This is a genomic window from Streptococcus sp. AS20 (assembly GCF_000524255.1).
Taxonomy (GTDB): Bacteria; Bacillota; Bacilli; order Lactobacillales; family Streptococcaceae; genus Streptococcus; species Streptococcus constellatus.
The window spans coordinates 73,702-89,045 of the sequence record NZ_JANS01000005.1 but is presented as its reverse complement, the minus strand read 5'-3'; the positions used below and the strand labels follow the sequence as shown (position 1 = coordinate 89,045).

The 15,344-nt window shown below is 33.6% G+C and carries 14 protein-coding genes; all 14 read right to left on the bottom strand.

Annotated features, from left to right (window positions below):
• The 14 genes from HMPREF1514_RS01420 to HMPREF1514_RS01355 all read right to left on the bottom strand — a co-directional run bounded on the left by HMPREF1514_RS01420 (nt 1) and on the right by HMPREF1514_RS01355 (nt 15,337).
• A complete protein-coding gene (locus tag HMPREF1514_RS01420) occupies nt 1–1,308 on the bottom strand; it encodes a DUF2142 domain-containing protein (RefSeq protein WP_037596790.1) in 1,308 nt (435 codons plus the stop codon).
• Nucleotides 1,280–4,267 carry a rhamnan synthesis F family protein gene (locus HMPREF1514_RS01415; RefSeq protein WP_037596788.1) on the bottom strand — a complete coding sequence of 996 codons (2,988 nt, stop codon included), beginning with the start codon at nt 4,265–4,267 and terminating at the stop codon, nt 1,280–1,282. The genes HMPREF1514_RS01420 and HMPREF1514_RS01415 overlap by 29 nt, the downstream gene beginning before the upstream one ends.
• Before the next feature lie 23 nt (nt 4,268–4,290).
• Nucleotides 4,291–5,073, bottom strand: coding sequence for a glycosyltransferase family 2 protein (locus tag HMPREF1514_RS01410; RefSeq protein ID WP_003068644.1), 783 nt, complete (start codon nt 5,071–5,073; stop codon nt 4,291–4,293).
• Complete coding sequence (locus HMPREF1514_RS01405) at nt 5,063–5,422, bottom strand: DUF2304 domain-containing protein (RefSeq protein WP_003027703.1); 360 nt, start codon at nt 5,420–5,422, stop codon at nt 5,063–5,065. Before HMPREF1514_RS01405 ends, HMPREF1514_RS01410 begins: the two co-directional genes overlap by 11 nt.
• Nucleotides 5,422–6,138 carry a glycosyltransferase family 2 protein gene (locus HMPREF1514_RS01400; RefSeq protein WP_037596785.1) on the bottom strand — a complete coding sequence of 239 codons (717 nt, stop codon included), beginning with the start codon at nt 6,136–6,138 and terminating at the stop codon, nt 5,422–5,424. Before HMPREF1514_RS01400 ends, HMPREF1514_RS01405 begins: the two co-directional genes overlap by 1 nt.
• Nucleotides 6,139–7,110, bottom strand: coding sequence for a glycosyltransferase family 2 protein (locus tag HMPREF1514_RS01395; protein ID WP_003068638.1), 972 nt, complete (start codon nt 7,108–7,110; stop codon nt 6,139–6,141). It lies immediately after the preceding gene.
• A gap of 29 nt (nt 7,111–7,139) precedes the next feature.
• Nucleotides 7,140–8,120, bottom strand: coding sequence for a glycosyltransferase family 2 protein (locus HMPREF1514_RS01390; protein ID WP_037591155.1), 981 nt, complete (start codon nt 8,118–8,120; stop codon nt 7,140–7,142).
• Entirely contained in the window at nt 8,120–9,376 is a 1,257-nt protein-coding gene (locus tag HMPREF1514_RS01385; protein WP_037596784.1) for an oligosaccharide flippase family protein, read from the bottom strand. Before HMPREF1514_RS01385 ends, HMPREF1514_RS01390 begins: the two co-directional genes overlap by 1 nt.
• Before the next feature lie 621 nt (nt 9,377–9,997).
• Nucleotides 9,998–10,849 (bottom strand): dTDP-4-dehydrorhamnose reductase, encoded by an 852-nt coding sequence (gene rfbD / locus HMPREF1514_RS01380; protein WP_003068630.1) that lies wholly within the window; start codon nt 10,847–10,849, stop codon nt 9,998–10,000.
• Between the two features lie 74 nt (nt 10,850–10,923).
• Nucleotides 10,924–11,850, bottom strand: a complete 927-nt coding sequence (locus tag HMPREF1514_RS01375; RefSeq protein ID WP_037596781.1) for a glycosyltransferase family 2 protein — start codon at nt 11,848–11,850, stop codon at nt 10,924–10,926.
• A 346-nt stretch (nt 11,851–12,196) separates the two neighbouring features.
• Nucleotides 12,197–12,682, bottom strand: coding sequence for an acyl-CoA thioesterase (locus tag HMPREF1514_RS01370; protein ID WP_037596779.1), 486 nt, complete (start codon nt 12,680–12,682; stop codon nt 12,197–12,199).
• A gap of 455 nt (nt 12,683–13,137) precedes the next feature.
• A complete protein-coding gene (locus HMPREF1514_RS01365) occupies nt 13,138–13,644 on the bottom strand; it encodes a hypothetical protein (protein ID WP_037596776.1) in 507 nt (168 codons plus the stop codon).
• 316 nt (nt 13,645–13,960) lie between these two features.
• Nucleotides 13,961–14,359, bottom strand: coding sequence for a hypothetical protein (locus HMPREF1514_RS01360; protein ID WP_051426765.1), 399 nt, complete (start codon nt 14,357–14,359; stop codon nt 13,961–13,963).
• A 12-nt stretch (nt 14,360–14,371) separates the two neighbouring features.
• Nucleotides 14,372–15,337 (bottom strand): DUF4365 domain-containing protein, encoded by a 966-nt coding sequence (locus HMPREF1514_RS01355; protein WP_037596774.1) that lies wholly within the window; start codon nt 15,335–15,337, stop codon nt 14,372–14,374.
• Nucleotides 15,338–15,344: the final 7 nt, after the last annotated feature.

Here is a 15,344-nt window from a genome sequence, read left to right as displayed (position 1 = left end):
TTATCCTAATAAATTCCAATAAAATGGTACCATTAAATACAGAGAAATCAAGAAGTTGACAATCAAGGTACCAACCATTAGTCTATTAACTTTTTCTTCCTTTATCTCCAATACACCAAAGTTTGCGACTATTGGTAGTAGCAAAATGAGAAAAGGCGTGAAATAGCGACCTTGAGCCCCTACTGACACTGGTGCATTTTTACCAAGGACAATCGGTGTCCACTGTAGATACATAATAGAGATAACAGCAATAACCTGCACTACAAAAAGATAACAAGACATAATAGTGTAGCTCCGACTCATAAAATCCTTTTGGGATTGCAAGAAAATGATGACAAGTACTGCAACATCAATAAAAATTAACCAGAGAGGTAATTGGATGGTGAAATTTCCCAAGAACCCAAATATTCCAATCGTCAAAATTGTATTCAAATCACCATTTAGACGCTGTTTAAAGAGAGTATTAAGCAAAACCCGACCGTAATGCATCAATCCGCCTTGATTGCGAAAAGCCAGATGAAGTGCTAAGAAAAATGCAATAAATCCCAATATATAGAAAACATAGCGATAACGATCAACAAAATTTTTTGTTGCTAAAAAACCTCTATTTAGAGCTGATAAAAAACCTTCAAATTCAAAATCAATAAACGGCAATAATCCCAGCAAAAGTAAATTATTAGGCTTGGTTATAAAGAGTCCAATTGAAATAAAGAACAATTCAAGCAAATTCTTATTTGTAAATTTCTTTTTATAAGCAATATTAGTGAAAAAGCCAATTACCAGCATAATCTCCAAGTAATTCATCACATCATAAGACAGTGAAGCAGCTTGCTGAACCATAATAGGCAAAAGGGAAATAAAAAGCAGAGCTTTCTTACCATATTTAAAATACTTAATAAGAAAGTAAATTCCTATAATGTAAGCCAAAGCATTAAAAAGACGTCCCATCATGACAATTACACCAACAGAGGGATAAAGGAAACTTCCAAGAGTCATTCCAATTAACTGAGGAAGAAAAGAGAGGGATTTTAGAGTGAATCTAAAAGAAAATGTTTCTTTTGATAAAGCAATTTTTTTAGTAAATAATTGTTTGTAGTCCTTAGGAGAAACATCTGGTGTAGCAGGAATCTTCTCCATCCATTTATAAGTTTCGGATGTGGGTTTATGAAAAACTTCCCAAGTCATGCGAGCATGATTACTTTCATCAGGTACACGATTGATTGGCTGGACAATCATAAACGTCAGGATAAAAATACTCGCTAATATCAAGAAGATTGTTTCAACTTTTATTGTTTTTATTCTTTTCAAAATATGTCACCATTTCATCTTTGTTATCTAAACTGCAATTTTCTAAAACAAAATGATAGGCATTTTCTGCCAATTTCTGCCGCAGTTCAGCTGAAAAAATCAAGCTGTCTAGCTTCTCTTTCCATTCGTCCTCTTTGGCTAAAAGCCCCGTCTGACCATCTATCACCATATCTGCAAAAGCACCTATATCACTAGCAATTGTAGGAACTTTAACCATTGCTGCTTCTAACCATTTGATCTCAGATTTAGCACGGTTGAAAATTGAATCTACCAGAGGTGCCAAATTAATGTCTACCTGACTAATCAACTGTGGTAAAGTCTTCCAATCAACATAATCATGAACAATAATCTGTTGCTCATAAACTTTCATATCTGTCGGAATATCTAGATGTCCTACAATATGAAGTTCGATAAACGGATACGCTTCTAGCAGCTTTTTAAGAGCCGGCTTTATCAATTCAAAGTTCTCGTTATGACTAATTGACCCTGAGAAATAGCCAATCTTAACTTGTTGGCTTTGCTGATTGTAATCCTTGATAAAACATGAGCTAACTTCCATCAATTCACTCGAAGCTAAATTTCTATTTAACAAAACTGTATCCTGATACTTGAGTAATTCTTCTTTCAGTTGATTGGTTGAAGTAATGGCTCCATCACAAGCCGCCAACATTTTTCCATAATTTCTAACTCCGGCATCATAATTGCCTTTTTCTTTTTCAGACAAGCCCTGTGTATAACTTAATTGATCTGTGTAAACTGTATCAAACACCAAGTCATCAATATCAAAATATACTGGCTTATTTTCACTCTTAGCCAAATCACATAGAAGCTGTAATTGGATAGACCAAGAAGCACGATAAATAATGATATGACTAGCATATTGAGCTTGCGAAACCTGAAACTCAGAGGCATTTACTACCTTAACAGCAAAACCGTTTTTTCTAAGCTGTTCAGCCTTATTCAAAACACGATAGCGGGTACATTGAGGAATGATATTTTCTACTCCATCAATGATTAAGATGTACTGATTTCTTGGAATTTCTTTAAATTTTTTAATTATATTTTCAAGAATGTCGACAGGGTAATCTGTCTTCTCTTGAATATACCCTAACAAATCACCTATTTCAGATTCTCTTTCCAATCCTTGCCATAGAAACTGCTGATCGTCATAATTTCGTAAAGCAGTGTATTTAACTAGAGGACTTCCAGCTTCTAACATTTTTAAGGGGTGAATATACATAGCTGAATCTTTATTTTCATGAACGAGTGCATCATAACGATAGCCCAGGTCTGCAAAATGTTTGGTAAAAATTGTTTCATGTTTTCCAATGGCCTCATCACGCGAATCAGTATCGGTCAATTGTTCCCAATAATTATAGAAAGCTTCTGACCGAAGTAGCAAAGGCTCAATGACAAGAAAATATGATTGTAAATGTTCAGGGATATAACCATACTTATTAAATCCTGTAATATCTTCTTGTGTTTCTCCATAAGAAATGCCCCAGAAATCAAGATTTTTTTCAATCATAGATTGAAAGACTGCTGTTAAATCTCTCATTGGACCAATATTAGTATCATTCACTAGCATTAACTGAGAATATTGTTGCAACTTATCCTTTCCAAGAGACAAAATTCCCTCACGAAAAGCTGCTGTATCATAGCCAATATTATCTCTTGTTAACACTTGACCATATTTCTCTAAAATTTTTATATCTTCTGCAAGCAGCCCCCCATTCACTACAATTAAAGTCTCATCAGCTAAAACCGCTAATTTCTCTAAAAAGAGGATTTTATATTGCTGTAAACGTCTTTCAGATTCAAAAATAACATAAATGAGCACTTTTTTTCCATTTAAATTTGCAATCTGCTTACGTTGAGAATTGCGCAATAGTTGATAATAATATGTCTTAGGAGATTTTGCCTTTCTTTTCAGTCGAATTAGCTGCTGTTTCATCAGACTAAGAACACCTTTTATGTTTCTAGGGTTCCGAATAATCTGCCCCATATATTTTATAGGTGTAATCATTGCATTTCCTAAACGATAAGAAATAGAGTGCCGAATCTCAAACTGTTCTTCAATCGCTTCATCTCGCTGATGTTTAATCTTTTTGACACTTATTTTCAAAGTTTCGATAGTTCCTTTTGAAGTGCTTAATTCTCCTTTTAATTCAGAAACATAGTCAGCTACCTTGGCAGTATGCTGGATTAAATCATCCAGCCGTCCTTCTAAAGTAAAGATATTGTCGCTCAGAGCCTGATAAACTTCCTGAGGTATTTTATCTAGATATTTTTTTAAAACATAAAGATAAACGTCAAAATAATACTTGGTAGAATTTCTCTGAGACATGGAGCTTTCAAGAACTCGATAATTTAATTTCGTATCTTGAACATAGATTGGAACAGCTTGTCTGTTGATAATTAAATTAAGCCAAAAATCATAATCCTCTAGCTTCTTATAGTTGAGTTCCACATCATAAACTACACCTTTAACTATTTCTGTTCGAACCAAGGAACAACTATCGATATAACTTCTCTCCAAAAAAGAGGATAAATCAAAGGGCTGTCCCTTTAAATATATTTTTTCTCTTTCTGGGTCATATAAATCGCTATAGGCGATGTCCGCGCCTGCTTGACAGAGCTTTTGATGGCATTTCTCAATATAAGCTTCATCTAAAAAGTTATCACTATCCACAAAAAGAAAAAATTCTCCATTAATCAGACCTAAGCCTTTATTGCGGGTCATGACCAAACCCATATTCTCATGGCTTTTAAATTGTGTTGGAAAAGGAGAATCTACCAGAGTTTCTTGAATAATCTGAGCAGACTTATCTGTAGAGCCATCATTTAAAACAAAAAGTTCAATATTTCTGTAGCTCTGCTTAAAAATACTGCGCAAGCATTGCTCAATATAGTCTTCATGGTTGTAGCATGTCACAACGACAGATATTAAATCTTTCATACACTTTCCTTATCATATCAAGTCTAGTCATTAGAATTAGAATCTTGACTTTTTATATAGGCACGATTAATCAGCTTGGCTATCCATTTAGGCCAAAAGAGCTGATACATATATAAATCTTCTTTGGTTCGAGTATTGTCTGAAATGGTTTTGGTCGTCTCTGACTCCTCATGAATCCGGTGACACATAAGTTTTTCAGAGATAAAAGCAAATCGCCCCTTGTATTCACTAATCTTGTACCAGGCATACCAATCTAGACTGACCCGCATCTTTTCATCAAAGCGAAACTCCTTGATCCGAGCCAGATTATAGGTAACAGCTGGACATGAGATAGGATTTCCTAAAGCTAATACTCGATTTCTCCAGAAATGGCTAGCTGGCATTATATTCAATACTTTGAGCATAAATGTCTTGATTTTCAGATTTTTATTAGCTAAAATTTTGACACCATTTTTTTCTTCAAAGTAATCTGTATAAGCAATCAAAACATCTTTAGATTGCTCTATTTTTTGCAACACAGCTTCTAAGTAAGTCGGCTCATAATAGTCATCTTGATGAGCAATAGTTGCATACTGGCTATCGACGAATGAAAGTGCATTGTTCCAATCTTTGCCAATCCCTCCACCCTCTTTAGTATAAAAAGGAATCTCGTATGTTTGGCAAAGTTGCCTGATTGAATCAAGAGGGGTCGAACTATAGCAAATAATCTTCGATCTTATTGTCTGAGCCCTCAGAGATAAAATACAAGCTTCTAAAAACTCACTTTCTCCATAAGCACAAATGACCCAAGTATGGTTATTTTTCATCTTTTTCGCTTTCTAATTCAGAAATTTTTTGCTTTGTAATTGATAATTCTTGCACCAACTGCTTGATTTGCTCCTTTTGTTTAGAAATAGCAATTGTATGAAAAAATACGATAATCAACAAGAAAAAAACTGCCAGAGAAAGCAAAAAATTTGAGGTCAATTCAAAACCTAAAAGTTGAGCAAAATAAACTGGAATGAAATCAAAAATTGAAATAATAATCAATACAAAACCAATCACAATCCACATAAAGGCTTGCTCAAACAATATGTTATTCCTATTGATATTTCTAAACACAAAATATAAAAATAAAACAGAAGCAACCAGCATAGCAATAGACAAAATAGACATTATTCACTCTCTTTCATAAAAGCAGCAATCAAAATAGATGAACAAACTTCAATCATATACCGAATTGATTTGATAGGCGTTATGGAAGAAACTCCGCCAGAACGCTCAAACATATTTGCCGGAGCTTCTACTACTCTATATTTTCGTTTTAAAATATGAACGACAGACTCTGGTTCTGGATATTTAATAGGATAGCGCATCGCAAACTGTCGAATAATCTTATGATTGCCCAAGCGATAACCAGATGTGGTATCTAAAATTCTTTTTCCAGTTGTACATTTAATAAAAGCAGAAATAATCGTAATACCAAATCGACGCATAAAAGTCGTCTGAAATTCTGATGCTTTATTTCCAACAAAACGTGACCCAATTACTAAATCCGCTTCATTCTTACAAATAGGCTCCAATAAAGATGCCAAAGAACTGATATCATGCTGTCCATCCCCGTCAAACTGAACTGCAACATCATAGCCATGCTCTAAAGCATACTTATAACCTGTCTGAACGGCTCCACCAATTCCAAGATTCATCACAAGATGAACTGCATTCAGCCCATTTTCATCAAGAATCTCTTTGGTGTGATCTGTCGAACCGTCGTTTATGACGACATAATCCAATTCAAAATCAACTTTTTTCCGATGTTCGACAATGCTTAAAACGGTATTTAAAATACTTTCCTCTTCATTATAAGCAGGAATAATCATTAAAACTTTCAATTACGTTTTCTTTCCTTTACAGTAGATTTTTGAAAATAGTGGCATCAGTCTCAAAGATTCTAAGCTTCTAAAAAGCAAGATGAATATAATTATCTGAAATCTCTCACCATGAACCTTATTAGACAGAGGTGATAGATTAGAATCCACTTGCTCTTGTCCAATCCATTCTTTTATCATCCTATACTGATTCATAAACTCAGAACTTGATGCAGAACGGCCTGAAAACAACAAATACCAAATATAATAACGTTTAATAAAGTACCTCAAATAAATCGAATCACCAGCGACTTCTTTCAATTGTGATAAAAAGTAAACTATATCAATCTTAGGATTAAATCCTCTTTGAGACGTATTTGAAATGCTAGACTCATTAAAAAACCAATTATAACCATTATAATCAATAATTTTGATTTTATCTGTTTTATTATAGGCATTTAAACTAAAGACAACATCTTCACCGATTGGATAGTCAAAAAATTGAATTTGATTTTCTTTCAAGAAAGATGTTCGATAAATGCGAGCCCAAGGAGCTACCACAATATATTTCGACCAATCTGTGTCAATCAAATCTTGTTGAAAAATAATTTTATATTCTTGGTTGACACGTCTATAACCACCAAGTACAATGTCCATTTCCTCTTTGGAGATGGATTCATAAAATACTTGCAGATAATCACTGTTTACATAATCATCATTATCAATAAAAACAATATAATCCCCTTTAGCTAAGAGAATCCCTCTATTTCTTGTTTTTGCCACACCTTCATTTTCCTTATCAATCACTCGAACGAATGGATAATGATTGGCATAGGTTTGAAGCACCTTTAAAGAATTATCAGTCGATCCGTCATTCAATAATATGATTTCAAAATTCTTAAAAGTTTGTTCTAAAAGCGAATCTAGGCATTTTCTAATGCCTTTTTCCGCATTATAAACGGGAATAATAACTGAAACTGCTAGATTATTAGACATTTATACTTCCCTTACTTTCATTCACTTAATTAACTCTTTTTATAATATCCTATCAAACGTGGAAAAAGTTTGATTGATATGCTAAGTCCCATAATCTTCGTAAAAATACCAACCATTTTGAATGTCCTATTGTTTATTTTTTTAGAAAATTTTAATAGATATTGATATTTTTTCAGTAAACTTCCAATATCTTTATTGTGAAGATACTGATTAACAAAAGGCAATATTGAAATATAAGATATTGTGAAATAAACCTCAAGTGCAGTCTTAAGATTTTGATTATATGTTTCAATACCTTTTAATCCAATGTCAATGCTTTTTAAAATATCATAGACATTCTTCTCTTTCACTATATTAGTAATACTCCCATCTCGGTTTTGTCTATACATGTAATTATCCGAATTAAGAATAGAAAAACTACCTGCCATTTTCAAAAGATTTGCACAATAAAGACAATCTTCTGACAAAAACCCTACAGGGAAGCCCAATCCTTGATTAAATAACTCTTTCTTTACACACTTATTCCACGCAGGAGCAGTCAAAACTTCTTTTGATACTAAATCCAAGACATGATCACTGAAAAGTCCAAAAGAAGGAACAGTTTCAAAACCAACCTGAATGATATCATCTATATCATAGAATTTATTATACGAAAAGATTACTATATCGCTCTTGTTTTGTTCAATATTATCACTCAACTTTTTGAGAAAATGATTGTCACTCCAAAAGTCATCACCGTCAACAAACAACAAGTAGTCTCCCACAGCATTTTGAATACCTGTATTTCTAGCTGCAGACAGGCCTCCATTCTTTTGATGAATAACTCTAACAACATCATATTTATCAGATAAAGCATCACTGAGTGGGCCCGTAGCCTCATCCGTTGAACCGTCATTAATAATTAATACCTCAAACTGCGACATAGGGAAATTTTGCTTTGCTAAGCTTCCAACACATTCATTTAAATAGTTTGCCACATTATAAGCCGCGACTATAATTGAAAATTTCATCATTTGTTTTTCTTTCTAAACCATGTATAGGGATTTGTTACAAAATATATAATCAAGGATACACTTAGCCACGCTACCATTGAAAAAAGGAATGATAAAGCGGCTCCAAAAACCTCGTAGTTCATAACCAACGGTCTTGCAGTCAACACAGATACTAGATATCCCGTTAAAAAAGAGATAGTCAAATAATGTTGTTTACGAAAAACAGTTAGAATATTATCACACACTGTAGAAAAAGTACTTGCTACCCCTCCAAATAACAAAATCAAAAAACTAGAATGATAATGCTTTAAGTCAGTACCATAAACAATATCTAAAATAGGTATCGCTAAAAATGTTCCTAATAAAAAGATAGATACACTCGTTAACCATAACGTTTTAAACAGATTGTTTTTATAAGTTATAAAATGACTTATTTTCTTTTCTTCTCGAAAAATTGCAAGCTGGGTAATCATTGGCCTCAAGAATACAATCATAAGATTCATGGAAAATATCGGGGTGAAGAGAACACTGAAATCCCTTTGCACACCTGCTCCAATAAAGCCTTTATTAAAGATATCATTCAAAGCATATTTAGGCTGATTATAAATAGAAACCAGTAAAAAGGCGTTGATAAAAAGCGGAAAACAGTCTTTTAAAATACTAAAAATATCTTTCACATTTACTTTAAAAAAATTAATTTTATGAAATGCTTTTGATTGTGGGTAATCAAATAATCCGATACAGAAAAAAGCAATAATTATTTGAATAATCACCGACAATAGTAGATTTCTTGAAATAATCAAACTTATAAAGAATCCAAGGGTTGATAGACTATTTCTGATAAATAAGGACTTACCTGCAATATCAAGTCGTTCTCTTTGTTGAAACAATCCCTGAAAGACATCCGACAATGCTTCGCTAACGCGAAAGAAAGATACTCCAAAAATAATATCCATATTGTTATGTGTTGAAGGGGTCACGATAATATAGCCAATAAGAATTAGCACCATCAAAATATTAGATAAAATTCTTGTTACAAGATAAGCATCAAAAGAATACTTTTCTTGAATATCAGTCGCTTGAAAATCTCTCACCTGAAAACTAGCAACAATTACTAATAAATTGGCAATCGCATAAGCGAAACTGTATAAATCAGCTGATTCACTTGACAATACACGGGTAACAACAACTAAAAGAATGACCGAAACGACAGCTGATGACAGGCTGCCAAATATATTCCAAAAGAATATTTTTTGCTGGGTTGTTTCTTTCAAATTCTAACTCTCTCCCACATTATAGTTTCTTAATTATACCATTTTCTAGGAGATTTGTGTATAAGGAAAAACAATCAATGGATTACCTCTATTTTTGAATTCTATAATCTCTGTTACGAATAAATTAAATGAAGGTACTCGTATGCAAGTTGAAGTATCTAGCCCCCAATTCCCCACATTACTAAAACTTATCCTATCCAAATGACTCACCTGATTTAGTATAAAATCACCCAAAAACTGATTGGAAGGATTCATATAACAAGCATCGCAAAATAGTTAACTGTCCCGGTATAAAATGTTACTTGGAAATTCAAAAAGTTTCAATTAACCTACTTCTCTGATTTAACCTTGATTATTGAGTAGGGAGTTGCTCAGTTTTAAGAAAGCCAGAATGAGCTTCGTTCCACAAGATTTCTTCTGGAAAACTCTTATCCATCTTTGACGTTAGAACATCAAATAACACTTCATACGTTATCTCAAAAAGTAAAATATAAAATTAAAGTCATTACCACAAATTTTAACTTCATATCTTCATTACTCTAAAGATCAAAAAAAGAGAAGATGAAAATAATCCTCTCCAAAAATCGGCTAACACCAATCACTACAATTGATAAAAATATGCTATTTCTTCCCTTGTTTATAAAATTCCTTGAGGGCATCTTGCCAAGTTGGAATGACAAAGCCGGTTGCCTTAGCTTTAGCTAGGCTCATAGTAGAATTGAATGGTCGCTTCGCTTTCGCTGGAAATTTACTAGAATCTACTGGTAAAACTTCAACATCTGTATCTTTTAAAATTTCTACTGCAAAATCATACCAAGTCGTATCTTCTATAGCATCATTTGACAAATGGTAATAACCAAATTCTTTTTGATTTTCTGCTAAGTAAGTCATAAATTCAGCCAACGTTCGCGTCCAAGTTGGACGACCATGCTGGTCATTAACAACCGTCAGGGTTTTATGTGTTTTGGCTAAATTCTGCATGGTAAAAACGAAGTTCTTTCCATAATTTCCAAAAACCCAAGCTGTGCGGATAATGTAGAAACGGCTAGAATATTTTTCAACCAACTCCTCTCCCATACGCTTCGTGCGACCATATTCTGTTTGAGGATCTGGTCGATCATCTACTTCCCATTCTTGCCCAACTGGCTTATCTCCAGCAAAGACATAGTCTGTAGAGATGTAAACAAGTGTTGCTCCATGGGCTTCTGCCGCTCTTGCGACATTCTCTGTCCCGGTCACATTGATGACATAGTCCAGTTCTTTACCTTCGTCTTCTGCTGCGTCTACAGCTGTATAGGCAGCGCAGTGATAAACCAAACTTGGCTTCACTTCTGCAAAAACCTTCTCTACCATTTCAGCATTGGTAATATCCATTTCTGTCACGTCAACTGCCACATACTCTTCATTGCGTTCATCTAAAAGATAACGAAGTTCTGTCCCAAGTTGTCCGTTAGCTCCTGTAATTAAAATCATCTGAAATTCCTTTCTGAACAATAAACATTCAATGAATTTATTATATCAAAAAAAGCAGAAAAAATCTGCTTTTTCTACTCGCTCTTTTCTTTAATAACATAAATTGGCCTTTTTTTGGTTTCCATAAAAATTTTCCCAATATACTTACCAAGAATGCCAATTGTCAACAACTGAAAACCACCTAGAAAAAGAATAATCGAAACCATAGAAGGCCAGCCAGCTGTAGGATCCCCAAAAATCAAGGTACGAATAATGACAATAATGATAAGGAAAAATGCCAATAAGCAGGCAACAATACCTCCCCAAAAAGCTATTGTCAAAGGAGCATCTGAAAAGTTTATAATCCCTTCTAGAGAATAATTCAATAATTGCCAGAAATTCCAACTGGTTTTTCCTGCAACTCGCTCCACGTTCTTATATTCCAAATATTTTGTTTTAAATCCAACCCAAGCAAAAATCCCTTTGGAAAAACGATTATACTCAGAAACCTCTAAAACAGCATCTACCATCTGTCGACGCATGAGACGGAAATCACGCGCTCCATCTACCATCTCAACTTGGCTAATTTTATTAATCAATTTATAAAACATCTTCGCAAAAAAACTACGAATCAGAGGTTCTCCCTCGCGTGTTGTACGACGCGTTCCTACGCAATCCAATTCAGCATTTTCATCTAGCATATTTTTCATTTGAATCAATAATGCAGGTGGGTCTTGCAAATCCGCATCCATGACAGTCACTAAATCACCAGTTGCATATTTGAGACCTGCATACAGAGCTGCTTCTTTCCCAAAATTTCTCGAAAAAGAAAGATAACGAACACTATTATTTTTCTCACTGAGCTCTCGTAAAATAGATAAAGTTCTATCTTTTGAGCCGTCATTGACAAAGATATATTCAAAATGATCATTTATCTGAGATTTAATTTTTTCCATTTCCGCATAAAACAACGGAAGCGACTCTTCCTCATTAAAACAAGGAATGATGATTGAGATTGTCATTTTTCGCCCTTTCTTAAGATTTACCTTTTAAAATTAAAACCCATAACAATCGCATTATACTACATCTACGCTCCATTTTCTACTATTTCCACAAAAGAAACAAGAAATTCTCAATTCTATAAATCAAGATACTTTTATTTTATACCAAAAATTCCGCATTAGAAAAACAAATTTTACATAGACCAAATACTGGTTAAATATTTTTGTAATGAAATCCATAGTTTCTAAAGCTTTGTTGTCATTTCTTCATCGTTTTAACTGAGATGTTTACTATTAATTTAATATTAAAGAGATTTTTTAAATAATCAAAATAATCCCTTGGTGTAATGAACCAAGGGAAAATCCGTTACATATTATCTTTCACTGCTACTGCTACCATTTTTGCTTTGGCACGTACCTGATTCACTACTGTCATCTCCATTGTCACAATGACTTTTCTTTCACCCAATTCTTCAAGTCGAGAGACAACCGTAATTGCCTCATCAATAGGTGTTGGACTTTTATAATCTACTTCCAATCGAGCTGTAATAAATCGTCCAATCACCGTTTCTTCTGTTAAATCTAACCCCTTATTTTGATGGGCAAACCAAGCTGCTGAAGCGGTACCGTGACAATCAAAAATCATGGCAATCATGCCACCAAATAGATTAGCTGGAACACCACCAGTATACTGGCGAGCTGGTGTTATCTTACTAATACAACTTGTTCCATCAAGACTAGGATAAGTTTTTAAATGCAAGCCTGACTCATTCTTAGGACCACACCCCCAACAATGTTGGAATCGATCGCCATAAGTATCTTGAATGGCAATGTTTTTTGTTTCTAAAGTCATTTAATCTCCTTTTTAAATTGAATTTTTAAACGCTTTCAAAGCTATTATATCAATCTTTTTATGAAGAGTAAATACGAAATAGATTCAAAATATTTTAATCGTTCGTCTAAGCAAAATTTATAGAAAAGTTGCGTGAGAAATGCTCAGCTTGAAAATATTCAGTTCGTTTAGTCTGAATGAGAGTGCTAAAAATTTAGACTTGACAAAGAGGAGAATGTTTCCTATATATGCTTGACGATTATCTATGCTGAGAAATAAAATTGATTGATTTGCCCTTGGAATTCAACAGATTTAAATCAGGTAAATGTTACACCTACTCAAAAATACTTTTTATTCATTTAAATATCTTTCTAAGATATCTGTTTTCTGTTTTTGAATTTCTACAATCTTACTTTCTTCAATCACAATCAAATCTTCTAATTTTTCTATTTGTTTTATTGCTTCATTCTGATGTTCTATATTACAATTTTTGCTAAGAAGAGATTGACGAGTTTATCGAAGGCATTTTCACGTCCGCCAACATTATACTTACGAAGAATTGTTGCAAATTGATTATATTTTTTTTGAACTTCATCGTGAGCGATTTCTTTTAAATCAGCAATTGAAGATTTCGCTTGTCCAATTTCAAAAGGCTTAATGTTAGCTTCTAATACTCCATTTGTAACATAATCTTGTTGATAGATATCACGCCAAATTTCGAATTTGTCATTTCCTCCTTTAGCATCATTATATGATTTTGGATTATCTAGAGTTGAAAGAAAATCGGTATTATCAATCAAATGAATTGCATGATACATCCGTTTAATCTCACCAGCTTCAATTTGAGAAGCATATAAAACTAGAGCTCTTGCCTTATTTTCTTGTTTTTCATATGAGAAAAGTTGACCACCATCAACTTCTGTATTTTTCCACTCTTTATCAAATTCATTTCCAAAAGTCTTAGCTTCAAGGTGTACCTTCATTATCTTCAACTGTTATATCAGCATTCCCAGATTTCGTATTACGTCCTAATTCCCAAAATTAAAATATAATCTACATATCAATACAATACTTCAATAAAAACTTCTTATCTGAAGTCTTATCTTATCTCAGAACAGACCATTTCCTTACACTTCGCCGATAGATCATCTCGTATAAGCAGTGATACTACCTCCACATGTTTTGATGGTTACTACCTATACTATGAAACGAAATAAAGGCTGTCTGATTAACTGAATTAAACAATTAAACGTAACAAGCCTTTATGGTTACTCATTATATATTATGTCCTTCTCTAATCTAGAAACATCCTCCCATGGTAAGAATAATTTGTGTGTGTTTGAAACCTGTATTTTTACTACTACATTCCATAATAATGTAATAGTCATCATCACCTTCTGCTTTTACGACGAGCCCCATTGAGTATGGCGTTTTCCAAAGAGGTTCTACTCCATAGAACTTTGCTACAAACTTATTTGTTGGATTTGGTGTTTCCATACTAAAGCCATTCTCAAATAGCCAAGCATGCCAATTTTTAAATGCTGGTGGAAAACCAAACATATGAACTGCTTGCATTGTCGATATTGCAAATTCCATTTCATCTTCCAAATTAATAACATACTTCTCAGTAGGATTTAGTCTATATCCATCTATAGTTTTTTCCGATTTCATACCACTATTAAGTTTAAGCTTTTTCATGATAATGCTCCTTTATTTATCTTTTGATTCTGGTCTTGCTTTGGTGTATGGTCTGGTTTCAGATATAAATTGCTCTACCTCTAAGAACGATTTTCCCAATTCATTCAAACTGAGAACCAACATATACTCTGCAACTTCACCAGCATGGTCAACGTAGCGCATAGGGTGTAATTTTTGGCGGAATTGCTCAAATGTGTCTCCTACAACGATCCAATCATCCATTTCATTATCATACCAACAATGAAGTTGTTGCCATAATTCAGAATCACTTTCTTCAAAAAATTCTTCATCAACAGAAAAATTAGCCCAAGGGAATAGCTTAGGAAAAACTTCTTCATAAGGAGTAAAAGGAAACCAGTACGGGTACAAATACTCCTTGGTTTCATCTCCATCATTAACAATTAACTTGGTCTCACCTTTTCCACTTGATTTGTTAACCCACTCCGTTGAATGTAGTTTAACTTCTCCACCACTCTCAATAATTTCCATAAATTTTTTCTGAGATAACAGAAAATTATAATTCTGCAGATGTTGTGGCAAATTTGTATAAGAAAGAATTTTTCTATTCGAGGAGTCGTCCAAAAAAATCTGACTACAAGGCACTTTAACATAGTAACCTTTTCCTTCACCATTTCGAGTTTTTTGAATCGTTTCAGTATTAAGCTTTCCCCAAATACACATCTCATCAGTAGGATTATAAAGGACTAGAATACAGGGTAAAGAATTCATTGTCCAATAGTTATACTGTCTCTCATTAATATCTCTAAAGATAATACAGCCATCTTTTTTCTCCTTAAACCAACTTTCACCAGATTTGATTTGCAAAGCAAGAAGCTGTTTAGGTTTTCCTTCTTCTATAAGCTCCATATGCGCATCAATACCTATATCATTTATAGGTTGCTCTCGGAATAACCAATTATTCCGTTCCGCAATTTTGCCACACTCATATATACCAATTCGCTCTGTTGAATTTGCCATAAATAGC

Bases quoted from the DNA above. Each gene is read 5' to 3' on its own strand.
- HMPREF1514_RS01405 (WP_003027703.1), bottom strand. From the start codon at position 5,422: ATGTCTATTTTGTCTATTGCTATGCTGGTTGCTTCTGTTTTATTTTTA.
- HMPREF1514_RS01370 (WP_037596779.1), bottom strand. From the start codon at position 12,682: ATGACTTTAGAAACAAAAAACATTGCCATTCAAGATACTTATGGCGAT.
- HMPREF1514_RS01365 (WP_037596776.1), bottom strand. From the start codon at position 13,644: ATGAAGGTACACCTTGAAGCTAAGACTTTTGGAAATGAATTTGATAAA.
- rfbD (WP_003068630.1), bottom strand. From the start codon at position 10,849: ATGATTTTAATTACAGGAGCTAACGGACAACTTGGGACAGAACTTCGT.
- HMPREF1514_RS01415 (WP_037596788.1), bottom strand. From the start codon at position 4,267: ATGAAAGATTTAATATCTGTCGTTGTGACATGCTACAACCATGAAGAC.
- HMPREF1514_RS01375 (WP_037596781.1), bottom strand. From the start codon at position 11,850: ATGACAATCTCAATCATCATTCCTTGTTTTAATGAGGAAGAGTCGCTT.
- HMPREF1514_RS01355 (WP_037596774.1), bottom strand. From the start codon at position 15,337: ATGGCAAATTCAACAGAGCGAATTGGTATATATGAGTGTGGCAAAATT.
- HMPREF1514_RS01410 (WP_003068644.1), bottom strand. From the start codon at position 5,073: ATGAAAAATAACCATACTTGGGTCATTTGTGCTTATGGAGAAAGTGAG.
- HMPREF1514_RS01390 (WP_037591155.1), bottom strand. From the start codon at position 8,120: ATGAAATTTTCAATTATAGTCGCGGCTTATAATGTGGCAAACTATTTA.
- HMPREF1514_RS01360 (WP_051426765.1), bottom strand. From the start codon at position 14,359: ATGAAAAAGCTTAAACTTAATAGTGGTATGAAATCGGAAAAAACTATA.
- HMPREF1514_RS01395 (WP_003068638.1), bottom strand. From the start codon at position 7,110: ATGTCTAATAATCTAGCAGTTTCAGTTATTATTCCCGTTTATAATGCG.